The sequence below is a fragment of the Lunatimonas sp. genome (assembly GCF_020832325.1).
Lineage (GTDB): Bacteria > Bacteroidota > Bacteroidia > Cytophagales > Cyclobacteriaceae > Lunatimonas.
On the sequence record NZ_JAFIEU010000020.1, the window covers coordinates 35,322 to 60,117 of the forward strand.

The 24,796-nt window shown below is 47.0% G+C and carries 16 protein-coding genes; 7 read left to right on the forward strand and 9 right to left on the reverse strand.

From position 1 onward, the window contains the following. Position 1: 1 nt before the first annotated feature. Both JJU34_RS07850 and JJU34_RS07855 read right to left on the reverse strand, forming a co-directional pair. Complete coding sequence (locus JJU34_RS07850; protein WP_228691787.1) at positions 2 to 1,474, reverse strand: alkaline phosphatase D family protein; 1,473 nt, start codon at positions 1,472 to 1,474, stop codon at positions 2 to 4. A 166-nt stretch (positions 1,475 to 1,640) separates the two neighbouring features. Continuing rightward, positions 1,641 to 3,188, reverse strand: a complete 1,548-nt coding sequence (locus tag JJU34_RS07855; protein WP_228691788.1) for an arylsulfatase — start codon at positions 3,186 to 3,188, stop codon at positions 1,641 to 1,643. Between the two features lie 409 nt (positions 3,189 to 3,597). Here JJU34_RS07855 and JJU34_RS07860 point away from each other — a divergent pair, with 409 nt between their 5' ends. Continuing rightward, a complete protein-coding gene (locus JJU34_RS07860; RefSeq protein WP_228691789.1) occupies positions 3,598 to 6,414 on the forward strand; it encodes a TonB-dependent receptor in 2,817 nt (938 codons plus the stop codon). Positions 6,415 to 6,565: 151 nt separating this feature from the next. Further along, positions 6,566 to 8,014, forward strand: a complete 1,449-nt coding sequence (locus tag JJU34_RS07865) for a hypothetical protein (protein ID WP_228691790.1) — start codon at positions 6,566 to 6,568, stop codon at positions 8,012 to 8,014. A gap of 153 nt (positions 8,015 to 8,167) precedes the next feature. Here the strand turns inward: JJU34_RS07865 and JJU34_RS07870 are convergent, their stop codons facing one another. Beyond that, on the reverse strand, positions 8,168 to 9,325 hold the full coding sequence (locus JJU34_RS07870) for an MFS transporter (RefSeq protein ID WP_228691791.1): 1,158 nt from the start codon (positions 9,323 to 9,325) through the stop codon (positions 8,168 to 8,170). A 384-nt stretch (positions 9,326 to 9,709) separates the two neighbouring features. Between JJU34_RS07870 and JJU34_RS07875 the strand changes: the two genes are divergently transcribed. From JJU34_RS07875 to JJU34_RS07885, 3 genes are read left to right on the forward strand one after another with little or no spacing between them, the layout of a single operon-like run. Further along, positions 9,710 to 10,279 (forward strand): spheroidene monooxygenase, encoded by a 570-nt coding sequence (locus tag JJU34_RS07875; RefSeq protein WP_228691792.1) that lies wholly within the window; start codon positions 9,710 to 9,712, stop codon positions 10,277 to 10,279. 9 nt (positions 10,280 to 10,288) lie between these two features. Next, a complete protein-coding gene (locus JJU34_RS07880) occupies positions 10,289 to 11,173 on the forward strand; it encodes a glutamate--tRNA ligase family protein (RefSeq protein ID WP_228691793.1) in 885 nt (294 codons plus the stop codon). 54 nt (positions 11,174 to 11,227) lie between these two features. Further along, a complete protein-coding gene (locus tag JJU34_RS07885; RefSeq protein ID WP_228691794.1) occupies positions 11,228 to 13,462 on the forward strand; it encodes a two-component regulator propeller domain-containing protein in 2,235 nt (744 codons plus the stop codon). 8 nt (positions 13,463 to 13,470) lie between these two features. On the opposite strand, the gene JJU34_RS07890 is transcribed toward JJU34_RS07885, so the two are convergent. Then, positions 13,471 to 14,670, reverse strand: coding sequence for a Gfo/Idh/MocA family oxidoreductase (locus JJU34_RS07890; protein WP_228691795.1), 1,200 nt, complete (start codon positions 14,668 to 14,670; stop codon positions 13,471 to 13,473). A gap of 322 nt (positions 14,671 to 14,992) precedes the next feature. Here JJU34_RS07890 and JJU34_RS07895 point away from each other — a divergent pair, with 322 nt between their 5' ends. Next, on the forward strand, positions 14,993 to 18,067 hold the full coding sequence (locus JJU34_RS07895) for a PVC-type heme-binding CxxCH protein (protein WP_228691796.1): 3,075 nt from the start codon (positions 14,993 to 14,995) through the stop codon (positions 18,065 to 18,067). Between the two features lie 14 nt (positions 18,068 to 18,081). Next, positions 18,082 to 18,975, forward strand: coding sequence for a TIM barrel protein (locus JJU34_RS07900; protein ID WP_228691797.1), 894 nt, complete (start codon positions 18,082 to 18,084; stop codon positions 18,973 to 18,975). Between the two features lie 73 nt (positions 18,976 to 19,048). On the opposite strand, the gene JJU34_RS07905 is transcribed toward JJU34_RS07900, so the two are convergent. From JJU34_RS07905 to JJU34_RS07925, 5 genes are all read right to left on the reverse strand, one after another. Then, positions 19,049 to 20,209, reverse strand: a complete 1,161-nt coding sequence (locus JJU34_RS07905) for an MraY family glycosyltransferase (RefSeq protein WP_228691798.1) — start codon at positions 20,207 to 20,209, stop codon at positions 19,049 to 19,051. Positions 20,210 to 20,305: 96 nt separating this feature from the next. After that, a complete protein-coding gene (locus JJU34_RS07910; RefSeq protein WP_228691799.1) occupies positions 20,306 to 21,355 on the reverse strand; it encodes an NAD-dependent epimerase in 1,050 nt (349 codons plus the stop codon). An 81-nt stretch (positions 21,356 to 21,436) separates the two neighbouring features. Continuing rightward, positions 21,437 to 22,246 (reverse strand): glycosyltransferase, encoded by an 810-nt coding sequence (locus JJU34_RS07915; protein WP_228691800.1) that lies wholly within the window; start codon positions 22,244 to 22,246, stop codon positions 21,437 to 21,439. 33 nt (positions 22,247 to 22,279) lie between these two features. Continuing rightward, on the reverse strand, positions 22,280 to 23,722 hold the full coding sequence (locus tag JJU34_RS07920; protein WP_228691801.1) for a right-handed parallel beta-helix repeat-containing protein: 1,443 nt from the start codon (positions 23,720 to 23,722) through the stop codon (positions 22,280 to 22,282). Positions 23,723 to 23,865: 143 nt separating this feature from the next. Next, positions 23,866 to 24,744, reverse strand: a complete 879-nt coding sequence (locus JJU34_RS07925; protein ID WP_228691802.1) for a glycosyltransferase family A protein — start codon at positions 24,742 to 24,744, stop codon at positions 23,866 to 23,868. Positions 24,745 to 24,796: the final 52 nt, after the last annotated feature.

Genomic DNA, 24,796 nt, shown 5'->3' on the forward strand with positions numbered 1-24,796 from the left:
TCTAGGAATGCTTGGTAAAATACTCCTCGTGGGTAGGGTTGCCGTCCACGTCTCTATGCGTGAAGCGGATGGCTGGCACACCGCTACTGCGGTCAACCTGAATACTCAAAAAGCCTCCCTTCACGCGTAAAAAGCGGTGTTCGGGCCGTTTGTCATTGGGATCCCAACCTTGTGCGTGATAATCACTGATGGGGCCGGAACCAAATTCCAGCAGACCGGTACTTTCGTCTTTGGACACATATTGCCAATGCCGGTCTCCGTTCACCACATACAGATGGTCGATGCCTGAAAGGTATTGTCGCAGCCAGTTGCCTTCGTTCTCGTACACTTTGTTAGCATGGTTGTCCATTTTGTTTTCTCTATCAGGACCTACTACCGGAGTGGCTGTGAAAAGCAGCTTGAAGGTAGCATCCGACTCCTCCACCGTACGCTTGAACCATGCTATTTGCTCCTTGCCCCAAATGGTCTTTCCAGGACCATCCGGTGAGTCGTTTGGAGAGCGATATTCGCGTCCTTCTACGAGCCAGATTTGCAGGTCCTTACCTTTTCGGAAGGTGCGGTAGGGCTTACCGGTAATGGGCACGTTTTCATACCATAGCTTCAGTCCCTCCATATAACTTAGCTTTCCATAGGGGGAAGATGCCGGGTGGACATCATCCTTGAGCAAGTCATGGTCATCCTTTAGCATGTAAATGGGCGTTTCCCGATATAGGTCTTTTAGGCTCGGCCAGGCATCCATTGCCCGCCACTTATGACGTGCCTTTTCCAAGTCTTTGGCCAAAGGGCCAGGTTTATCGTAGTAGACATAGTCTCCAGTCTGAATAAAAAAGTCGGGCTTGAGAGTGCGCATGCTATCGTAGGTTCGAAAACCTCGGGAAGGCTCATCAAAACTCCAGAAATATTGGCAGGTAGAGGTGGTCAGCAACACGGGTACCGCAGTGTCAGGCGATGGAGACGTGGAAAATGTAGCTTGCTCCACGGTGGTAGGACCATCCACACTGGGCTTACCAATCAGCTCCACCCGATAAGAAGTAGATGGCTTCAATCCTTCAAGCGGAATTCTGGCTGTAAAATCGTCCCGCTGAAAAACCTGTACCCAAGGAGATACTATCTTTTCTGTACCTGTATATACTTTCACCCGGACAAATCCTGGGCCTGACTCGACGCCTCCATCCATTTGCTCCACCGGTTGCTCCTCATCAAAGTCAATGGGATGGCGAAATACTTTTTCTTCACGTTCGTGCCGCACCGGATTGGGATGTTCCTGTCTACAAAGACGGGTCCAAACCATGGCAGAATTTTCGGTTACCTCACTGATTTTAAATCCTGTGGTAAAAAAAACCCGTTCCTGCTCAGGGTGCGGTAAAAAAACACGTCGTATCCGGGCAAATAGGGGTAGCTGCGGGAGGAAGGAAAACGATAAAACTCCCCATCCTGCTTTTCGAAAAAAAATCCTACGCGGAAATTTGGCCATTTTAAGGGTAATTTAGGTGCATCTGATTCCAATATAAATGAAAAATCGATCGACACAAATAAAATTTTGAAGGACGGTTAGATTCTAATTAAAAAAAGCGAGTGCGATCACCCGTATGCCGCGTACCAACCGCACCCGCTAGTTTATTAATCAAATGATTGTAGGACTACTTGAGTTCTAGTGCTTCGGTATCCAAATAACCGTCGCCTCGAATACCAACGAACAAGTCAACCATCTCCCGAAGCTTTTCTGTGTTTTCAGCAGCCAGATTTCGCTGCTGCTTTATATCTATGTCCAAATTATAGAGCTGGTAGTCACTGTCATTTCCCAGTTCAATATTCACCATCTGATTTACCGCTGGCCCCTTGTAAGGAGGTATCATTACCCAATTTCGGTGTCTCAAAGCCGTCCGGGTAGTAGCCTCCAAAACCAGCGTCTCCCTTCCCTTGTCGCTTTTTCCAAGCAGCACGTCCAATAATTCCTCGCCATCCTCGCTCCTTTGCTCGCTGCCGGTTAGTTGGGCCAGGGACGTCAACAAGTCAATCTGGGTGATCATGGCATCGGAAACCTTGGGCACAATGGTTCCTTTCCAATAAGCCGTAAATGGAACCCGCGTACCCGCCTCAAACAGGCTGTACTTACCCCCTCTCAAAGGACCGGCAGGCGTGTGGTCTCCTAAAAGCTCCACTGCATCGTCGTAGTATCCATCGTTTAGTACCGGACCATTGTCCGACGTAAATAGTATCAGCGTATTTTCCAGCAGTCCTTCCGCCTCCAGGGTGGCGAGTAGTTCACCGATACACCAATCGGCTTCCAAGATCACATCGCCTCTAGGCCCCATACCGGATGTTCCTTCAAATCGGGGATGGGGTGTTCTCGGTACATGGGGCTGCTGCATGGCATAGTAGAGGAAAAAGGGCTTATCGGCATGTTGCTGGATAAACTCCCGTGATTTTTCCAAAAAACGATCTGCCATGTCCTCGTCGACCCACTTGGCTTTCTCTCCACCTTTCATAAATCCTATGCGGGGAATACCGTTTACGATACTATTGTTGTGTCCGTGGTGCCAGCGAAGCCGCAGCAGCTCCGGATTGTCTTTTCCGGTTGGCTCTCCATCAAAGTTTTTGTCGTAGTCTACCAAAATCGGATCTGCAGGATCCAAGCCTTCTACCACACCATTTTCAAGGTATACTGTAGGCACTCTGTCCTGCGTGGCTGCCATGATATAGGCATAGTCAAAACCAATTTCATTTGGGCCGGGACTTACTTTTTGGTTCCAGTTTACCGTTCCGTCTCCCAATCCCAAGTGCCATTTACCCACTACTCCCGTGGCATACCCCTGCTCTTTTAACATCTTGGGTAGTGTAAGCTCATCTGTATCAATCAACAAGGGCGCCGTTCCAGGTAAAATTTTGGCATCTTCATTCCGCCAAGGATATCTCCCGGTGAGAAGTGCATACCTACTGGGACTGCAAGTGGCAGAAGAAGCGTAGCCGTTGGTAAACCGTACACCTTCATTTGCCAGACGATCCATGTGAGGTGTTTTTAAGGTACCAGCTTCATAAGCGCTGACGTCGCCATAACCCAAATCGTCCAAATAGATGACCACAATATTTGGCCTGGGTACTTCCTCAATCTGAGAATCACCTGATTTGCACCGAACGAATAAACTAGAAAGTAATGTTAAAGAAAGGACAATAATGGATTTGTTCATTGGATAAAATTGCGTGCTTTGTATCGTTTAAGTCGGTAAGATACGCCATATCTCCAATATCCAAAAATTTAATGCAAATCGAATAGCTTGCACACACTATGGTAAACCCAGTAACAAACAGGGAGCTTACTATGCATTATACTACTACCTGTTTCCTTTTGGTGTTGTTTAGCAGTCAAGCCTGAACTTTTGCAGAACCACTCTTGTTTTTCTACTCAAAAAGCATACTATTATGCAGTTTTTTGTGCATGAAATACATTTTCTTGATTTATCCACGTAATATTCCTTAATATCCCAATTTTATTTGAATCACCCGCTTCATGCTAGATTTTTACTTGGCTCCATATCAAAAATTCTCTATTTTTGCTGAAATTTTCTAATTTGAAAAGTAAATTGTAGAGAACTGTTCATGAAAAAATCAATACTTACGGTGGTTATGTCGTTTGCCTTGGTCTGTATGGGCTTGGCACAAAGTCAAACCCTAACAGGACGAGTGATTTCAGCGGATGAGCCTGAGGGAATTCCCGGAGCTAATGTGAGCGTGAAGGGAAGTACCCTAGGTACCGTTACCGACTTAAACGGAAGGTATTCGCTTACGGTACCCGACGGGTACGAAATTGTGATCTTTAGTTTTGTGGGATACACCAGTCAAGAGATCCTCATCTCGAATCGATCTACGATAGATGTAACCTTGGTAGCGGACATTCGAATGTTGGAGGAAATTGTTGTTACCGGACAGGGTGAGGGTATAGAAAAAAGACGATTACCCATTACAGTAGATCGCATGACCGAGGAAGACATCTACAAGGTCCCGGTAGTTCAACTGGACCAAATCCTCCGATCCAACATGCCTAACGCCCAAATACGCCTGGGATCTGGTCAACCGGGTACAGCTTCTTTTATTCGATCCCGAGGGCCGGTTTCTGCTGCGGTAGGAACTACGCCTGTCATCTACGTGGACGGTGTGAGGGTGGATAACCTCAATTCTGCGGCACAGCTTTCACTAGAAACAGGAGGTGCCCAAAGTAGTGCCATAGCGGATATTCCAGTAGAAAACATCGAAAGTATTGAGTATGTAAAAGGAGGTGCTGCGACTACGCTATACGGTGCCGACGCCGCAAACGGCGTGATCCAAATATTCACCAAGAAAGGCAAACAAGGGCAGGCAAGGGTAAATTTGGAGACCCAACACGGTGCGCAAGTGGGAACGAGGGACTACCTTTTCTTTCAGGAAACCGCAGATATCCTTTTTCGTCCTGGCCTACAACAAAGCTACCGATTGGGTATTGATGGAGGCACCGAAAACCTAACCTACAGCTTTTCCGGTAACCTTTACGGAGACGAAAGTTTTCGCTATGGGGTAGGTCAGATACGTCGGAACTTCAGGGGAGGCATCATGGCCAAAGTAAATAACTGGATCACTTACCAAAGTTCGGCGGGGTTTTCGAGCAACCAATTTTCAAGGGACTACAATGCAAACAGCTCCTTCAGTGAATTTGGGAATTTGGAGACCGTGGCCAGATGGGGAGACCTAACTACCAAATCCCGTACCCAACTAGATTCCATCAGTCAAGTGGTCCGAAGCATCATTGACCTGACAAACATAACCGAGAGAGTGAGAAGGTTTCAAAACTCCCATCAGTTTAACTTCAAGTTTAACGAGGAGCTTTCCGCAAGGGCTATTTTCGGTATTGACTCTAGGAACAGCCGTCAGAGGGATATCACCACCAACCAACAATTGATTGTCCGCGGCAACGCACCGGCAGGGACCAACGATCGAGGCACCATAGACGTGTTCGAAAGATCCTTTTTCACATTGACCGGCCAGGCAGACTTCACGTGGAAAAAAGACCTAAAAGATTTTTCTTTCCTGACCATAGCAGGAGGGCAATTTTTTAGAAACCAGGACGAGCAGCTCCTCATCGAAGCCACCAACGTGACTGAAGGATCCATTTCCATCAATAATGCCGGTGAAAAGAGCGTTGAAGACTTTCTGTTAGCTGTCACAAACTACGGTTTTTTCCTGAAAGAAAACTTGGGTATCCGTGACAAAATTTTTGTAGAGGGAGGAATTCGGGTTGATGGAAACACGGCTTTTGGTTCAGATATAGGACTACAGGTTTTTCCTACTTTCGGGGTCGCGTACAACCTTTCCGATGAAACATTCTTTAGAAATACATTTTCTATGAATACCTTGTCAACGGTGAAGTTTAGGGCCAATCACGGAGTGGCTGGCAATTTCCCAGAACCATTCAGAAATGACCGGCTGATCAATACCAATACGTTTCTGGGTGTTCCCACTTACACGTTCGGAAACCCGGGAGACCCTACCTTAAAACCGGAGCGAACGGCTACAACAGAGCTAGGAGGTGACGTCGGTTTTTTTACCGATCGAATCAAACTACAGGTTACCAGATACCATGCCCTCACTCGGGATGCCTTGTTTTCTGCACCCTTTGCTCCCTCGTTTGGTCTGGGAAATCAGCTTAGAAACATCGGCGAAATCGAGAACAAAGGATGGGAAATCGGCGCTAATTTCGTCGTCGTAGAATCCAATGATTGGACAGTGAACGTGTCGGCATCCTACAATACCGTTAATAACACGGTACTTTCTTCCGGTGGAGCACCGGAATTCAACGTAGGCGGATTCACGTTTCTAGGTTCGTTTGTAAAAGAGGGAGAGCCCTTAGGCTATTTTCGGGCAAACCGGCCAATTTTAAATGCAGAAGGACAACTAGAACGTGTGGAAACCAATGCTTCAGTGGGATCTCCCATTGCGCCTACTTTTGGATCGCTTAGCATTAACACGACTTATAAAAGATTCAACCTCTTCATTACCGGAGACTATCAGACGGGCGGCCACACCGTAGCTGTAGACGATGTGTTGCGCTACTTTGCAGGTGCATCCACGGTTATACCCGATGAACTGGCAACGGTAAATTTCTTCGATCTGGCTGCCCTTTGGGTACAAAGTTCCGACTACCTGAAAATCCGAAACATCGCACTCAGCTACGATGTACCCACTTCGGTAATTGGCAGTGCCTTCAAACGGATGAGTGTTGGGTTTAATATCACCAACCCAATCAACTTCTTCCGGGCCGATGTGGACCCAGAAGTCAGTGGCGTGGGTTTTGGAACGCAAAATAGTTTTGGCGGTGGCGGGTTCGGATTTGGTACTGAATCCCTACCCAGAACCTACCTGGGAACCGTAAGGATCAGTTTTTAAACACCGACTACTGAAAAAAGAGAAGGCCTACTTAAGACCGCCAAAAAAAATTGAGCAAACATGAAATCGAGCATGACCCAAGCGTCGCACACTTGAAGGACTATTGACCATGCGAGATTCCATCTGACCATTAAAAATCAATTATAGACAGATGAAACAGTTAAAAAAACATATTCCTCTATTTCTAGCCCTATGGATGTCCATCGCCGGATGTGAGCTGATCGATCCCACCGAGGTGATCAACCCAAACCTCACCGAGGAAGCTATCCTGAATACGGCCAATCCAATGGCCCCATGGGTCAGAGGTGTACGACGGCAGTTGGCGTTGGTCACTAACGAGCACGTGGTGCTTACCGAAATCGGATCGGATAACTACCAAAACGTGATGACGTTTTATAATCAAAATCTGGATCGATTGACCATTCGTCCTGTCGATACCGATATCAATGCCTTCCAGCGGGAACTGCATCGTCTTCGTGAAATGGCTGATTATGGTCTAAATACAGTGAGTGAAGCCGATCCGGCTACTACTCCGGCACAATTGGCGGAACTAAACTTCCTAAAAGGCTATTCCTTTTTGCTTAGCGGCGAGTACTTTACCTTCTTGCCAATGGAGCCGGGAGGAGAGGCTGTAGGTTGGGAGGAATTCCTGCAAGCAGCCATTACAGCCTTTACTTTAGCAGAAAACTCGCCCGACGCAACGATGAGCGCCGCCGCCTCACTCGCCAAGGCCCGTGCGCATTACAAACTAGGCAACAAGAGTCAAGCTGTAAATTTCGCACAAACGGCCATTGCCAAATCCCCCACGCTGGTCTATCAGGTGCAGTTTGACCAAGCCCAAACACCCCTGAACCGCGCCCAAACAGCGATGTATGATAGGGGAAATTTCGATGACTTACAAGTGCTCCCAAGGCTAGACTTTTTGGACCCCAAATACTATTTCCGTGGAGCCAGCGAGGCCAGCCCAGTGTCTTTGTTGAAAATGGAAGAGGCTCACTTGATCTTGGCTGAAGCCCTGGTATCAGATGGCAACTTGGCCGGAGCCGAGACCACGTTGAAAGGGTTGGTTCAACTAGTCAACGATCGGCCTACCTCCACGTTTAATAATGATCAACAGGACCGAACCCAAAACAACCCAGGATCCCGACCCGATAATTCGGCGGTGGTAGTAGCGGCAAGTGCCCAGGATTCATTTAGAGGCGGATTGGTGCTGGATCGAAAATCCGGAAATATTACCGTACCTACAATATCCGGAACCTCCGTGTCCCCCCAAATGATCGAGGAGGCTATGGAATCCGAACAGGCTGCTTTGGAGTTGATCTACTTGCTCAGACAAGAAATCTTTATCGGTGAGGGCAGAAGGCTGTCAGACATGGGTGTACGACTGGTCATCAGTGAAATCGAATACCTAGCCAACGAAAACATCGACGAGGACCATCCGGGCACAATCCCTGTCATTCCTCCATTTATCCAAAGTATCAGTACAGAAATCGATGCCTTTTCCTACGATGCCGAAGCAGGCACTAGCGTTATAACGCATAACATCAACCGGATAATCAGCACCAACCGCAACAACCAATGGGTGGTCCCCTTCTACTAATATAATAAATCTCCTAATTGGGGGTGTTAGGGAATAAAAATACAAGGCCTGTCGGAGATCGTTGCTCCGACAGGCCTTTTTAGCTTTGTATTCTCACCCACCCAAGTATCTTCCATTTGACAGATAGGAAACGTATCGGCTGCTCTCAGGAAACTACCTATTTGAGGGCACCAACACCTCTTGCTTGATACTGACTAACAGGGCAATGGTCAACCCCATCAGTGAAATAATGGCAAAGGATGCCTTAAGGTTTAGTAGTTCAGCGATAAATCCGATAATTGGAGGCCCCAAGAGGAAGCCAAAAAAGGAAATGGTAGACACCATCGCAATGGCAATGCCTGGAGGATAGGTGTTAGACCTGCCGACTATGCTGTAAGACAAGGGCACCACCGCTGCTGTACCCAAACCTACGAGGGCAAACCCCAACAACGTCAGTGTAAGACTCGGAAACAACACCGACAGACATAAGCCTACGAAGATCAGTATACCGCTTGCTCTGAGCACTCCGATTTTGCCGATTTTATTGGCAAACCTATCCGCTAAAAACCTACCCGAGGCCATCGCTCCCATAAATGCAAAAAAACCAAAAGCTACCAATGAGGGATGAGGGTTTACCACTTTGGCAATGTACACCCCGGACCAATCAAACATACAGCCTTCGCACATCATACCGCAAAAACCCACCAGACCAATTCGAAAGATCAGGCTATCCGGTTTTTTGAACACAAACCCTCCCTCGGAACTTGATCTTCCGGAGTCGTCGGCTAAAATGTAGGGTTGTGCAACTAGCAGCAGCGCAAAGCCCAACACACCGATCACCAGGTAATGCTGCACCGGCGTCAACTGAAAGAACACCATCAAGGCACCCAATCCAGCGCCAGCAAAGCCAGCAAGACTCCAGGAGCCGTGAAACGAGCTAAGGATATTCCTTCCGTATGCCTTTTCCACTGCCAAGGCCTGAGTGTTTAGCGAAATGTTCATAATATTCCCAAGAAGGCCAAACAACACGACCAGGATAGCTAACTGGAACCGGCTATCCGCAATGCCTAAACTAATTAGGCCCAAAAGGTACATGCTGGCACCTGCCAAAATCACCCCCCTACTACCAAAACGGTATACCGCCCAAGCAGCCAAAGGCAATGCAATGAGCGATCCTGCCGGCATACCCAGCAACAAGGTCCCCAACTGACCCTCCGTAAGTCTGAAATATTCCTGAAAGTCCGGTATTCGGGAAGCCCAGGAAGAAAAGCTCAACCCCGTGATAAAAAATAAACCCGACACAGCCAGTCTCCGTCTACGCAATAGATTCATAAAGTTAATCGATAAATTTTTAGCAAATTTACATCAATTTTTACAATTCAATTATGTTTTTCAAAACAATCGACTTTTTACCGATAAAAATAACAATTCGGTAACCACAAACCTTTTGCGTTGACAGGTGGTTAATCCCATTGAATCGTAACAAATCAACGTATGGAATTTGTCATTGCTGGGGTCACCGTTGCTTTAGCCATAGGGCTTATCTACATCATCATCCGAAAAGTTTTTGATTAGTTTTTATCTTTGCCGCGAGAAACTGACTTTGAAGCAGAAGAAATGGACCAAAGCAAACAGGTAACATCCATTAGTTTTTTTCGGTATCCCAAAAATCGTCGATGGTGGGCGTTTAATCAAATGCAACTGGCCCAGAAAATTTTGCAACAAACCGAAGGTGTACTCTTCGGTAAGTTGATGGGCACAGGCGGAGGTTTTGGTTTTTCGTTGAAGCCGGACTTTCGTACCTACGCCCTGTTGATCGTATGGGAAAACAACTCTTACGCAGGCACCTATTACGACACGGAGCTGTTCGGCCGTTTTAACCAGCAGGCCGAATCTCAGACAACCCATTGGATGGCCTGCGTACAAAGCCATGGGAGTTGGGGGGGAAAGAACCCTTTTTCTACCTCGGCTCCATACGAACGCGGTCCGCTAATGGTAATCACACGGGCCCGTGTGAGGTGGCAAAAAATTCCGCAGTTTTTACTTCAGGTGCCTCGAGCCAGCAAATCGGCGGAACATGCGAAAGGGCTGGTATTTACAAAAGGCATCGGAGAGTGGCCGGCTATCGAACAGGCCACCTTCAGTATTTGGGCATCCGAGTCGGAAATGAAATCCTACGCGTACCGAGCAGCACATCAGGAAATTATCCGGAAAGTAAAAAAAGAACGCTGGTATGGAGAAGAATTATTTGCCCGATTCGTTCCCTTAGAGGAACCCGTCCGATAGCCTCGACCCATGCAGCCTTTTCACAAAACCAGACTAGCCCCTACCCCCAGCGGTTTTTTGCATTTGGGCAATGCCTTTTCGTTTATTCTCACAGCTGCAATCGCTAGCAAGCACGGTGCCTCCATCCTGCTTCGGATTGACGACCTGGACCGTAGCCGCGTCAAAAGGGAATACCTAGCCGATATTTTCGACACGTTGACATTTTTGGATATCGATTGGGACGAGGGACCTAGAACAGTAAATGAAACCCTGAAGTCGTACAGCCAACACCGTCGGTTGGCGTTGTACAAGGAGAGTATTTCGGAGTTAAACGCGAAGGGTTTTCTTTTTCCCTGTGCCTGTTCCCGTAAAGACTTGGCCTCAGCGGGGCTACTCGGCGGTTGCACCGGCAGGTGCCAGACGAAAGAAGAACCCTTTGCCCTAAAACTGAAAGAATGTCCCGAACGACTAGCCATCCATCTATATGCATCCGGCATCAGCTACTTGCCCTATCCCAAGTCCACGTCCCAGTTTATTGTGCAAAAGAAAGATGGGCTCCCCTCCTACCACCTTGCTTCGGTGGTGGATGACATTCATTTTGGGGTTGATCTGGTGGTTCGCGGTAAGGATCTTTGGGATTCCAGTCTGGCACAGGTGTATTTGGCGTCGTTGACCCATGGTCTTCAACCATATACAGCAACCACTTTTTTTCACCACTCTCTGGTGACAGAAAATGGTGCCAAGCTCTCCAAATCCGCAGGCCATACATCCATTCAACACCTGCGAAAAAAAGGTTTAAGTAAAGAAGCAATGTATCAGCAGGCCGGAGCTTTTTTTGGCTTACAAGAAAAAGTGAGCAACCTACAGGAGTTTACTCAGGTAGTTCATCCCATGAGGATCATCGGCACAGAATAGTCCAAACAGCTATTTTTCCGGTATAAGAATTAATTGAAATTGTATACCCTGCCAATGAAACTCCAATCCTTTGCCATACTCCTGTCATTTGCTGTGTGTACAGCAATAAATGCCCAGGAAGAAATTACCCGCTACACGGACCAGCCCTTTCTACAAGAAACCCACACAGCTCATACGCTATCCGTCGAGGGATCAGCCATTGGGGTTAACCAGCTAGCATTGACCAAAGATGGACACATCTGGGCAGCGACTATGTCGGGAGTTTTCGTAAAGAAAAACGAACATGCAGCATGGGAATATCCCCCAGTGAATGAACCTATCAATGGACCTACGCTTTCACTGATCTATGGAGGAGATCAGCAGTTAGTTGCCGGAACATGGAACGGTCTCTATTTCATTAGTGAAACAGGGGCGCAGCGACTTTCGGGAATTCCTGATACGCCCATTTCTGTACTTAGTTACGATCTAGAAGGAATTCTACATGCGTTTGGACCCGAAGGAGGGTGGAAATGTCCAGGTGAATCATGCCAGCGTCTTTCCTACGACTTGCCCCAATCTATACGCTCTGCGAAACAGGGCCCCGATGGTGCGTGGTGGATTGCCAGTGATGTAGGGCTGTATCGGTTTTACGCATCGGAAAAGCAACACCTGTACAAAAAAGGCACCCTGATAAGCGCCTACCTAAACGGACTGGCTTGGGACAGTGACGGGATGCTTTGGGTATCTGGATTAGGCGGGGTATCAAAACTCAGGCAGATGGAAGTAGTGGATCGTATCACCACCGAACAGGGTTTACCGACTCCCTATACCACCTGCTTAGCACAATCACCCGACGGCACCATTTGGGTAGGTACAGAGCGTGGCGTTGTACGGTATTATCGGGATGGCACCCATTCCTTGCGCTTTAGTAAACGGTGGTTGGTAGATGACCACGTAACCTCCATCCTTTTTGACGAAGAGGGCAATGCCTGGATCGGCACCCAAAAAGGTATTAGCTGTATCAAGGCAAACGAGATGACCCTCGCAGAAAAGGAGGCTTTCTTTTACCAGACACTCATGGAACGTCATATCCGCGAACCTTGGACTGCCGGTCAAGTTCGCCTACTTGAGGCCGGAAACCTAGACACTTGGGTGCCCGAAGACGATGACAACGATGGGGAGTATACGTCAATGTACCTGGCTATGGAGAGTTTTCGCTATGCAGCCACCGGATCTGCCGATGCCCGCGAAAAGGCTGTTAAGGCATTTCGTTTTTTGAAACAACTGGAAGAAGTGACGGGTAGAGACGGGTTTTTTGCCCGCAGCATCGTCCCTCCGGACTGGGAACAAGTTCACGACCCCAACAGAACCTATACTCCACAGGAAGTTGCTATCCGTAAAGTGAAAGAGCCTCGCTACAAGCCCGTTGAAACGCGGTGGCACCTCTCGGCTGACGGGAAATGGAAGTGGAAAGGAGATACCAGCAGTGATGAAATGTGCGGACATATGTTCGGATACTTCATATACTACCAACTGGTCGCCAATGAATCTGAAAAAGTCATCATACGTAACCATGTTAGTAAGATCCTCGACCACCTGCTCCGCCATGATTTTTCGCTTACAGACCTTGACGGAAAACCAACCCGATGGGGTGTTTGGTCTCCCGATCAATTGAACAGAAATCCCGAGTGGCTTCCCGATCGTGCATTGAACTCGATGGAGCTGTTGGGCTACTTCCAATTCGGGCACATGATCACCCAAAACCCCGCATATAAGCAGACCTATCTTCACCTAATCGAAAAAGAAGGCTATCTGAAAAACATGTCACAGATTAGTCAGCAAAATCCTGCTTGGTTTATTTATTTCGATGTGATGTTGGCGTCCTATATCTATCCCCTGTTGATCTGGGGCGAAGAAGACCCCGAACGGAAAGCTTTCTACGAAAATCATATGGATGAATGGTTCGTAAGTCGTAAAGGAGACCAAAACCCCTTGATTAACTTTATCTACAATTTCACCCGAAACAAGCAGGAGGCCCTAACCGAGAGCGTGGCATTCCTGAAAGATACCCCCCTTGACCTCATTGACTGGGTCATCGATCACCGTCAACGGGAAGATATCCGTTTGACCCGAAACCCGGTGCTGGAGGATTTGCAGGTAGATCCTTTGCAGCCCCCCAGTCTTCGGGCAGTAGTTCGGTGGGACAAGAATCCTTGGGATGCCGTTTCGGGTACGCCATATAGGGTTCGTGAACCGGTGTTTTGGCTTCTCCCCTACTGGATGGGCCGGTATTTGGGTATGATCGAATAATTATTTGCCTACTCGTCAAAATTGGGAATCGCCAAACGCTCTCCACCTTTCAGCGCAGACTGATGGGCAATAATTCCAGGAACGGTGTAAGCAAGGGCTTCGTAGACATTTACCTCGGGAAGCCTTTCCGTCAGGATCGCTTGGATAAACTCGTGGGTAATAAAGGTATGAGACCCCTCGTGACCACTATTGTGTCTCAGAGGCTCGGGAAGCATATCGGTTTGCCACCACTGTGTGGGAGAATACTCCTCCGCTACGTTGGCAGTGTGTTCAAAGCCTGCATCGTCTTTTCCCAATTCCTTGGCTACCTGTACCTTTACGTGCCGGTCGCCATGGCCCATGGGTAGATAGAGACTCATTTTATCCCCTCTCCATTCCGCCCGTTCGGCACTTCTCAGTGCACCTTTCCAATTCACTTCTACCCGGAAGGGATGGCCTAAATTCGTTTGAAAAAAAGCGGTTTCATTCCAAAAGGGATTGTTGTAGGGATTACCTTTTAGAAGTGGACTGTCATCTCCCCAACCAAGACAGCTTACATGCGTTAGACGCTCTCCGGTCACTGCTATGAGAAACGCCGTACAGTGCGTAGGATAATGCATGGGTGCCAGGCCATGACGCCAGGTAGGCTTTCCATCCTCAAACCACAGCACCTCCAGTCCGGGGTGGTTGTATTCTGCCGCAGCACTGAAAAGGTGCCCAAATTTCCCCTCGTTAAAGTAGTGCTTTGCCGTGATGGTACTTTGCATGTAGGTACTGGTCTCTGCCATCATGTAGGTAAGACCCGATTTAAGTACCTCTTCTTTTACCATGGCACACTCTTCCACCGACATGGCCATGGGGACAGCACACAATACGTGCTTGCCTGCCCGTAGCGCAGCCAAGGTGTGGGCGGCATGGTCCGGCGCGGGAGTGGCCAAAAAGACGGCTTCTACTTTGGGATCTTTCAAAAGGTCAGCCAGTGATGGATAGCTTTTAGGGCAGCCATAAACCTGCATCAGTCTTTCTCTTCGATCCTTTCTCAAGTCACTGACCGCCTCCACGATGCAGTTTGGATGCTCGTGAAAACTAAAGGAAGTTCCGAATCTACCCCCTACAATGCCCACCCTCACTTTCTTATCCGTAGGAATCGCCAGCGTCACATAGGGGTTTAACGAAAGGCCCGCTGTAGCCAGGCTCATGGTTTTTAGGAAAGTACGTTTCTTCATCATTTGATTTGATCGGTTGTTGCAGGGCTATCTTGTTAAAAGGGTGTCCCCTAAAGTGCAGGATCCTCGCTTCTACGGTACGCTCTAGGTTTTTAGCCAACCGGGACGAGGACACGAGGTGTTTACCTCATGAAGATACCCGAAATTGGTAAAAAAGACTAACGGATGTACGAAAAAACTACCTTGGGCACTTTGGATGTTGCTCAACTTCCCGGTGGAACCGACAACCTGCTGTGTGATAAATTAATCAAAAAGCGTTGGTATTATAGGTTATTTTTACGTTTATTAGGCGGTTAAAATAACCCAAATACCAAAAAAGCATCCGATGAATACGAGCGGCTCTACAAATCTCCTAGCCCTGCTACTGGCGGGCACCGTTCTTTTTTCCTGTAATTCCCATTCGGCGAACCACGATGAAATCCCTTTTGATTCCCTATCTACGGAAGAAAAACGCCTTCCCGAAAATGCGCTAAAAGGCATTACAGTGCATGAAGACTTGGTGGCAACACTATTTGCCTCCGAACCGATGATCACCAACCCAACCAATATAGACATTGACCACCGAGGTCGTGTGTGGGTTTGCGAAGCCTACAACTACCGACCAGCCATTACAGGCAACGACGTCAAATCCGAAGGGGACAGGATCGTCATTCTGGAGGACACCAACCGGGATGGCAAAGCCGATAAAAGTACGGTTTTTTACCAAGACCCCGAGTTAAATGCACCGCTTGGTATTTGGGTCATGGGGAATCAGGTCATCGTGTCACAGAGCCCATACGTATGGCTGCTAACGGACACGGATGGAGACGATATCGCAGACAAAAAGGAAATCCTCTTTCAGGGAATTGATGGAGAGCAGCATGATCACGGCATGCACGCTTTTGTCTTTGGACCCGATGGCAAATTTTATTTTAATTTTGGCAACTCCGGAGGACAGATCAAAGACCGGAGTGGGCAGATTATCAAAGATCTAAACGGCAACCCGATCACCAAAGAACATTACAAAGAGGGATTGGTATTTAGGTGCAACCCGGACTTTTCGGAGGTGGAAGTGTTGGGCCAAAACTTCCGAAACAACTACGAAGTAGCTGTAGATTCCTACGGCACCATGTGGCAGTCTGACAACGACGATGACGGAAATCAGGGTGTACGTATCAACTTTGTGATGGAATACGGCAACTATGGCTACCGAGACGAAATGACCGGTGCTGGATGGAGGGCAAACCGAACCAACAAAGAAAAGGAAATCCCTCTACAACACTGGCACTTGAACGATCCAGGAGTAGTCCCCAACCTCCTGCAAACCGGAGCAGGATCCCCAACTGGCATGACCATATACGAGGGAGACCTTCTTCCCGAGGTGTTTCAAGGACAGATGATCCACACGGATGCCGGACCCAATGTGGTAAGGGCCTACCCGGTACAAAAAGACGGCGCGGGCTACAAAGCCGAAATAGTGAACCTCATGCATGGTGACCGGGATCAATGGTTCCGGCCCTCCGACGTATGCGTGGCTCCAGACGGATCCCTCATGGTGGCAGACTGGTATGACCCTGGTGTGGGAGGCCACCAAGTGGGTGATTTAAACCGAGGCCGTATCTTTCGGTTAGCGCCCCCGAAGAGTCCTTACAAAGTCCCTCCCTTGGATTTCAGTTCCTTGGAAGGTGCTGCGAAGGCATTGGAAAACCCCAACCTATCTGTTCGATACTTAGCTTGGAAAAAATTAAAATCGGAAGGGGCCGCGGCAGAGGGAGTGCTGGCAAAAATCTACGCCAACCACGAAAACCCGCGGATAAAAGCACGGGCGTTGTGGATTCTGGCAAAAACGCCGGGAATCGGCCCAAAATACATCGATCAGGCACTGAAACATGAAACCCCTGAAATACGCATCGTCGGTCTACGGGCTGCCCGACAAACCAAGCTGGACTTAACCCCTGTCCTCTCCAAATTGGTGGACGATATAGACCCTCAGGTGCGTAGGGAAGCCGCCATCGCTTTGCGCCACCAAACGTCCACATCTGCACCGGAACTATGGGCGAAACTGGCCACCCAACATGACGGCAAAGACCGTTGGTATTTGGAGGCGCTGGGAATAGGTGCAGAGCGTCAGTGGGACCGCTTTTATGCAGCATGGCTGGACCTGACAGATGATCCGTTAGGCAGCGCCTCCGGCCGGGATATCGTTTGGCGCTCACGAACTGGCCAGGCAATCCCCCACCTAGCTACCTTAGCCTCGGATGAATCGGCTAGCATGGAAAGCAGACTGCGCTATTTTAGGGCATTTGATTTCAATCCGGACAAAGCCAAAAAATCCCGTGCTCTAATCGAAATGCTGGAAAGCCCAAAGGTACAACAAGAGACGCCGGACAATCAAAGTCAGGTGAAAAAATTGGTATTAACCCACATGGATCCCGCTTTTTTACCAACTTCATCCAGCGCCCAGGCGGCCTTGAAGTCTATACTGGATGAAACCTACGGAACGGAGGCCTATTTGGAAATGGTTCAGCGATTTAAACGATCCGATGAAAACCCCCGACTATTAGCCATGGCGTTGGAACAGTTTGACAACAATCTGGGAAGAACTGCAGCATCGACTTTATTGCAACAAAACGGCAATGGATTGGTGAGGCAGGTACTACAAGGACGGGACGAAAAGAAGAAAGTCAATATGCTGTTAGCTCTTCGCCAAATTGGCTCCAGTGAATCCATCGCGTTGATAGAATCTGTCGCCTTTGACGAATCCATGCCACTATCGGTAAGGCGGGAAGCTGCATCCGCCATTGGAGGAAGCTACAGCGGAGAGGATCGGGTATTGGAACTGTTGAAGCAGGATAAGTTTCCGGAAAACCTAAAGGCATCTGCCGTCACCGGCGTTAGTAGGGCCTGGCGCAAGAGTGTCCGTGCGGAAGCAAATGCCTATTTGGCCACTGATAGCGACGAAGCAAACCCCCTCCCACCACTCAACGAACTATTGGCAAAGTCAGGTGACATCGAAAATGGAAAAAGTGTGTTCCGGACCAATTGTGCGGTCTGTCACCAAGTTGGCGAAATGGGCATGGACTTTGGACCCAAATTGACCGAAATTGGCAGCAAGTTATCCAAGGAAGCCCAGTACCTATCTATCCTTCACCCAGACGCTGGCATAAGCTTTGGTTACGAAGGATACGTAATCGAAATGAAAGACGGAAGCACACTGGGCGGAATCATTGCCAGCCAAACAGAAACAGACATTGACCTGAAAATGCCTGGAGGAACCAGTCGAGCTTTAAAAACCAGTGATATCCACAAGATGACTCAGATGGAGTCTTCCATGATGCCATCGGGATTGGAAAAAGCCATGAGTACGGAAGAATTGGTGGATCTGGTAGAATACCTGATGAGTTTAAAAAGAAATTCTTAATCTATATGAATGATATGACGCAAATCTCAAGAAACAAACGTAGAAACGTAATAAAAAAGCTAGCTGGTACTACTACGCTTGGCATATTGGCACCTGGCCTAACCCAACGTTTGATGGCAGCCGAAGGCAGTCTGCCGGAGAGCTTAAAAGGAAACATAAACCATTCCGTGTGCCGCTGGTGCTACAATACCATCCCACTGGAGGATCTCTGTGTGGCTGCCAAAGAGATCGGGTTGAAATCAATCGAGCTTGTAAGCCCCAACGAGTGGTCCATCCTTAAAAAGCATGGTCTGGACTGTGCGATGCCACAGGGTGCCGGCATGGGTATAGAACGGGGCTTTAACGACCCAAACAACCATGATGCGCTCGTAAAAAGTTACGAAGAGGTTATTCCTCAGGTAGCAGCAGCAGGTTATAAGCAAATTATCTGTTTTTCAGGAAATCGGCGAGGTATGGATGATGAAACAGGAATCGAAAACTGTGTCAAAGGACTTAAGCGACTTATGCCGATCGCTGAAAAACACAACGTCATTATGTGCATGGAGTTGCTTAACAGCAAAGTGAACCACAAGGATTACCATGCCGATCACACCGCTTGGGGTGCGGAGGTATGTAAGCGGGTAGGTTCTGAAAATATCAAGTTGCTTTACGACATCTACCACATGCAGATAATGGAGGGTGATGTGATTGCCACTATTCGGGAATTCCACCCTTACATATCTCACTACCATACGGGTGGTGTGCCTGGAAGGAATGAGATCGATGAAAGCCAAGAGCTGTACTATCCTGCGATTATGCAAGCAATTCTAGAGACCGGGTACAAAGGCTACGTTGGCCAGGAATTTATCCCCAAGAGACCGGATAAGATTGCATCTCTTAAGCAAGGTGTGGAGATTTGTGACGTATAGTTCAAATTGAAATAAAAAAAGCGGACCATCTTCGACAGATAGTCCGCTTTTTGTTATGATCCTTTATGTGAAATCAATTCATATTGATTTCATTTTTTCTTAAGATACTTTCAGCAATTTGAAATTTCTTTTTGCTTTTGATTCGATCATCCTTAAGTTTTTCCAAAATAGGTGGCGATGCCAAGGTTAATACCTTAACCCTCTTCAAGGTTTTCGAGTCCATCCATACACCCAATAGGGCAATGGAAACTGCCATAAATGGAAGCAGAATATGATCATTCAACCCAGCCAACCCAAAAGATATTACGATAAACAAGACTTTAACACCTCCTAACAACAAAGCTACTTTATCATGTCCCAATCCCATGCGGATCAAAAAATGGTGCACGTGGCTCTTATCCGGCTTCAGGGGGGACTTGCCTTTGGAAATCCGTTTGATGAAAATGCGTACGGTATCATATACCGGCACGATCAACAAGGCCAGTCCCGCAGCGATGGGCGCTCCCAATTTGTATCCCTCCCAGGCTGCCATGGTACCGTTTTTGTCCACAAACAGTATTACCAGCGAAGTAAGTGCAAATCCCAAACTTAGGGACCCGGTATCACCCATGAAAATTTTGGCCGGATGCCAATTGAAAACCAGAAAGGACAAAATGCTCCCTACCAAGGTAAAACTAATCAGACTGTACGCCTCCATCCCAGCATGGTAAAACCAAAATCCCAGGACCGAAAAGGAGATGATACTTAAGGTCCCTGCCAAACCGTCGGCCCCGTCAATCAGGTTAAATGAATTGGTAAGAACTATCAAAAGGAAGAACGTGAGGGATATACTCACGAGATAGGGCAACTCATACATACCCAAAAAACCATAAAACCCAGAGATCCGGATATCAGCCATCACAATGATGAAAAAGGCCGGAATACACTGCCCAAGTAACTTCTGAAAGGCAGAAAGCTCAATCAGGTCATCCCTCAATCCCACTGAAAACATGATGGCAAAGGCCACGAGAAAATAGCGGGTTTGATTTATCTGTTCAAAATCCAACCATGCGAACAGTCCAAAAAAAGCCGCCAACACAATGGCCACCCCTCCCATTGACGGAATTTGGCCAGTATGGATCTTCCTACCACCTGGCATCTCTATGAAGTTCGCCCTTTTCAACGCCAGAATGACAATAGGGGTAATAATGAAGCCAATGAAAAAAGCGGTACTAGTAGAGAGAAAAATAGTCATACGCTATCGATTTTTGCAAATATAACCACTATTCATGGGTAATGGGAAATAAACCTTGGAATTTATGCAAACGTCTGCCTAATTACCGTAAACGTATCAACTATAATACGAATTATACCACTTGACAAATCTAGAAACTCCCTCCTTGATGGGGGTATCAGGTTTGTACCCCAGCTCCCTTTCCAACGCTTGAGTATCTGAGTAGGTTGCGGGCACATCGCCGGGCTGAATCGGCAACAGCTCTTTCTTAGCCACTATTCCCAACGAATCCTCAATTGCCTTAACAAAGTCCATGAGCTTAACCGGCTTAGAATTACCAATATTGTAAACTTTATAAGGCGCTTTTGCTTTGCTCGGATCTGAATTGTCGGGATCTAGGTTTGGATCCGCGTTGGGTGGATTGTCTACTACCCGCACCACGCCTTCCACAATGTCATCGATATAGGTAAAATCCCGTTGCATCTCTCCATAATTAAAGACCTGAATAGGGCGGCCCTCCTTCATGGCTTTGGTAAAGAGAAACAGGGCCATATCGGGTCTGCCCCAAGGCCCATATACGGTAAAAAACCGCAATCCGGTTGTCGGAATCCCAAAAAGATGGCTATATGTATGTGCCATCAGCTCGTTGGACTTTTTGGAGGCTGCATACAGCGACACCGGATGGTCCACGTTGTGACTGGTCGAAAAGGGCATGTTGGTGTTGGACCCATACACAGAACTGGAAGAGGCATAGGCCAAATGCTTGATCTGATGGTGCCTGCAAGCTTCTAAAATATGGATAAACCCTATGATGTTCGCCTCTATGTACGCATCGGGATTGGTCAGTGAATACCGTACGCCGGCCTGGGCTGCCAAGTTTACCACTTTGTCTATGCCTTCCTTAGCAAACAAATCAAACAAGCCCTCTTTGTCCTCCAGTTTAAGTTGCACAAACCGGTAATTGGAATACTTTTCGCTTTGTACCACCTTCCCATAGCTGATCGCTTCTGGCGGGATGCCGGTTTTCGCCAGGCGGCTGTATTTTAGGTCCACATCGTAGTAATCGTTGATGCTATCCAATCCGATTACTTCATCGCCCCGCTCCAGTAGCCGCTCGGCCAGGTGCATTCCAATAAATCCAGCAGTGCCGGTGATCAAAATTTTCATATATCTCTTTAAAATTGGCCAGGTAAAATCTCTATCATCACAAAGAGATGCAAAATTGGGCTGGTCAGGGGCTGACCTATATCATCTAAGCAACCTCTTGTAGAATAGTTTCCGAAACCAATTTGGCATAAGCCTTACAAACATTCGTAAGGTCACGTTCCGAACAAATTCTGTCCTATTGATAAAGCCCATCCGCAAAAAGTCCCGCTGTACGGCAAATTCTATTTTCCCGTAGTTGATGCCCCCCCTTCGCTTGAAAAGCGCCGAGCTTATTCGCATAAACAGCAGGCTTTCTTGAATATTGGCAAATTTGTATCCGTTCACCAGCAAACGTGCCCATAACTGATAATCTTGTTGATTGGCGTACGGATCATAATTTCCAACTGCCAACACGTCATCCTTTCTAAACATCACCGTAGGATGATTTAACGGGCACCTTCGCTTGGCAAACAAAAAAAGTTCTTCCGGATCCGCCGGCAACTTACGGTAGCTAACGATGTTGTCCGGCGTATTCTGAAATTCGGCGATCCATGATCCCACGACTGAGATTTCGGGATGACTATCTAAAAAATCAACCTGCTTCTCAAACCGATTTGGATGGCAGATATCGTCCGCGTCCATACGGGCGACCAAATCAAACGAACACTTGGTCAGTCCGAAACTTAGGCAATACCCCAACCCTTTGTTGTCGCCAATTGTATATTTTTTGATTGGCAATTTCTCTTGCCAAAAACCTACGACAGCATCCAAGTCGTCGTCAATTTCGCCGTCCTGGGTCAAAACAATTTCGTCTGGCTTCAGCGTCTGATCGAAAATACTTTCAAATGCTGAGTTCAAAAAGTCAGGACTGTCCCTACCGTAAAACGACATCAAAACGGATATACCCTTCATTCGGTGAAAATACGATTAATTGATTCGAGAGATCTAATTAGTGGATTGAAGATCTTTGTTTGACTCAATGCGGTGCTCTCTGCCTTGGCTGTTGCTTATTATGGAAATTTTACCGATTGAATTATTTGTAATTTGGGCCTTCTCCGCTCTATTTAACACAAGTACTTCTTGAATCAAATTACCCTTTACTAAAACAGCCTGAATTCGATGTTTCGTGGACTTTGCGTTGGTCAATAGGGAGTCCATTCGATTGTTTTGTATGACAATCCCGGTTTCTCCTTCAATGTAAAAAGAGCTCTTTTTGGTATTGAATGCCTCATTGCCATCAAAAATTAAATCTCTTAACTGGGCTTTTGTATCGAATTCCTCAGGCTTTAATTTTGCCAAGGAAGTTGACCTGATACCATAGGTGTTGTTTGAACAGAAATTACCTTTCGTCTGTATGTTTATAAGAGGTGCCTGTAGATAAATCCCTGCATTTGATTGGTCTTTTGTGTCCCGACAGTTATTCTCGCATGAATTGTTTAAAATTTTGTTCGCATGCCCCACATAAAATCTTGGAGCCATTCCCTCATGGGGGTATAAATTGGTGTTATAACTTGCCAACTTTATACCTGACTTGAAATTATCCTGAACGATGTTTTTCTCCAAGACACTGTTGTCACCTTGGAAATAAATCCCGTGCTCTCCGGAGTTAAGAATGGTGTTGTGGTGAATGTGAAGCTGTGTCACATTTCTTTGTGCGAGAATTCCATCCGCTCCTGACTTGTGGTTTACATTGTTGTCTTTGATGAGGTTATGGCATATTTCTGACCCAATCGAACTGGGGCGCAATAACAGCCCCATGATGCAGTTACTCACCTCACAGTCCCGGATTTGATAGTTCCCTTCTAGAGCTACCCCTATTCTACCGTTATCGAATTTGCAGGACAGCACCCTATTGCCCTTGCCCTTCCTATTACTGATATTTAGAAATCTATCCGAATAAATTACTCTCGTGGAAGTACTTTTCCGTGCTTTTAAGAATTGGCAATTTTCCACACGATTATGATTTCCATTTACTTCCAATAAGACTTTGCAGAAAGTTTTCTCTTCAAATACCAAGTCCAAAAAAACGTTGTGATCACCGGACACGTTAAGCGCAAAATCATTCTGGGAAGCATCTGGGCAAATCTTCCCTCCTCCCCAAAACACTTGACGGTCACAGACCAAGTATTCGCTGATCACCAGATTTGTGTCCCCAAAATAAACCGCATAGCCTAGGTCCTTCGATTTGTTGATGGCAAGGACTCTCTTTAATGCTGTTACTTTAAAATCCTCCTCAAACCACGCAAGATTTATGGATGTATGGGATAAAATTTGCCAATCACCTCCTTTGTTTTGGTACAAACCGTCGAACGTCTCCCCCTCTAAAATCACCACGTAATCTGCCTCGGTAACATTCCGGAGTTGTTCCAGTGAGGATCGTTGTGCCACTTGTCCCTTGATTAACGAAGGTCTACGGTCTAGTGATCGATGCTCATACTGACTTTTTGAAATGGCCTGCACAAACAGCCCAGTACCAAAGGTCAAGCAGGCACTTTTAATTAAAAACTTTCTTCTACCGCTCCGCATCCTTCCTAAAATGGCCTTTCCGTCGAAATAAGTAGGTATATCGCTTTAATACTCGGATATAACACAAAAGATTTAGCAATCCAAGGTACGGCTTTCCAAAAACTTCTATACCTTATGGATTTTGCAATTTTAAAATAAAATTGACCCTTTCTCCTACTGAGGCGGATACCCTGTTCCAAAAAGTCTCCTGTATACTTTTCAAAAATAATCTCACTTGCCTTTAATTGATTGATACCGGACTTACTGATTTGGATCTTTTGACTGCTCTTATTGACAGTATAAAAGACATGGTATCCTCTGTCACTTTTGACTTTTGCGCGCTTACAAATCCGAATCCACAAGTCGTAGTCCTGCATGGCTGGCAGGGATTCGTCAAACAAGCCAGCCTCTATCACCAAATTTCTTCTGACAGCAACGGAAGAAGTGGTGCCTATAAAATTATCCTTCAATATGGCCTTAAGGGGATATTGAACGTCCTTAGCAGTGATCTGATATTGAACCTTTTCAGGCGTGTGATCAAAAACTACCTGCTTGCCGGAAAAAACCAACCCAAGCGAGTCATCCGCTTCAAAAAGGCGCAACTGGCGATCCACTTTGTCTTTAGTCCACCAGTCGTCATCGTCCAGAAACATCAGGATATCAGATATTGCATTTTTAATGCCCAAATTTCTGGAAAAATTGGCTCCTTTGCCTTTCCCGGTGTGCAAAATATTCACCCCGCCAAAACGGGTTTTCAAATCCAAAAAGCTAGCATAGGTATCTCCATCGTTGATTACCCACACCTCATCAACTTGATGGGTTTGGGCATACACGCTCTCTATGGCTCGCTTTAGATCATCCGGCCTATTGAATGTCGGGATTATAACGGAAACGGTAGGTTTCATGCCTCTATAATTATTTTCAAAAGGTCACAACTTGTCCCGGTCTATCGGAATA

Coding starts and splice junctions, on each gene's coding strand:
- JJU34_RS07850 (WP_228691787.1), bottom strand. CDS start 1,474: ATGGCCAAATTTCCGCGTAGGATTTTTTTTCGAAAAGCAGGATGGGGA.
- JJU34_RS07855 (WP_228691788.1), bottom strand. CDS start 3,188: ATGAACAAATCCATTATTGTCCTTTCTTTAACATTACTTTCTAGTTTA.
- JJU34_RS07860 (WP_228691789.1), top strand. CDS start 3,598: ATGAAAAAATCAATACTTACGGTGGTTATGTCGTTTGCCTTGGTCTGT.
- JJU34_RS07865 (WP_228691790.1), top strand. CDS start 6,566: ATGAAACAGTTAAAAAAACATATTCCTCTATTTCTAGCCCTATGGATG.
- JJU34_RS07870 (WP_228691791.1), bottom strand. CDS start 9,325: ATGAATCTATTGCGTAGACGGAGACTGGCTGTGTCGGGTTTATTTTTT.
- JJU34_RS07880 (WP_228691793.1), top strand. CDS start 10,289: ATGCAGCCTTTTCACAAAACCAGACTAGCCCCTACCCCCAGCGGTTTT.
- JJU34_RS07885 (WP_228691794.1), top strand. CDS start 11,228: ATGAAACTCCAATCCTTTGCCATACTCCTGTCATTTGCTGTGTGTACA.
- JJU34_RS07890 (WP_228691795.1), bottom strand. CDS start 14,670: ATGATGAAGAAACGTACTTTCCTAAAAACCATGAGCCTGGCTACAGCG.
- JJU34_RS07895 (WP_228691796.1), top strand. CDS start 14,993: ATGAATACGAGCGGCTCTACAAATCTCCTAGCCCTGCTACTGGCGGGC.
- JJU34_RS07900 (WP_228691797.1), top strand. CDS start 18,082: ATGACGCAAATCTCAAGAAACAAACGTAGAAACGTAATAAAAAAGCTA.
- JJU34_RS07905 (WP_228691798.1), bottom strand. CDS start 20,209: ATGACTATTTTTCTCTCTACTAGTACCGCTTTTTTCATTGGCTTCATT.
- JJU34_RS07910 (WP_228691799.1), bottom strand. CDS start 21,355: ATGAAAATTTTGATCACCGGCACTGCTGGATTTATTGGAATGCACCTG.
- JJU34_RS07915 (WP_228691800.1), bottom strand. CDS start 22,246: ATGAAGGGTATATCCGTTTTGATGTCGTTTTACGGTAGGGACAGTCCT.
- JJU34_RS07925 (WP_228691802.1), bottom strand. CDS start 24,744: ATGAAACCTACCGTTTCCGTTATAATCCCGACATTCAATAGGCCGGAT.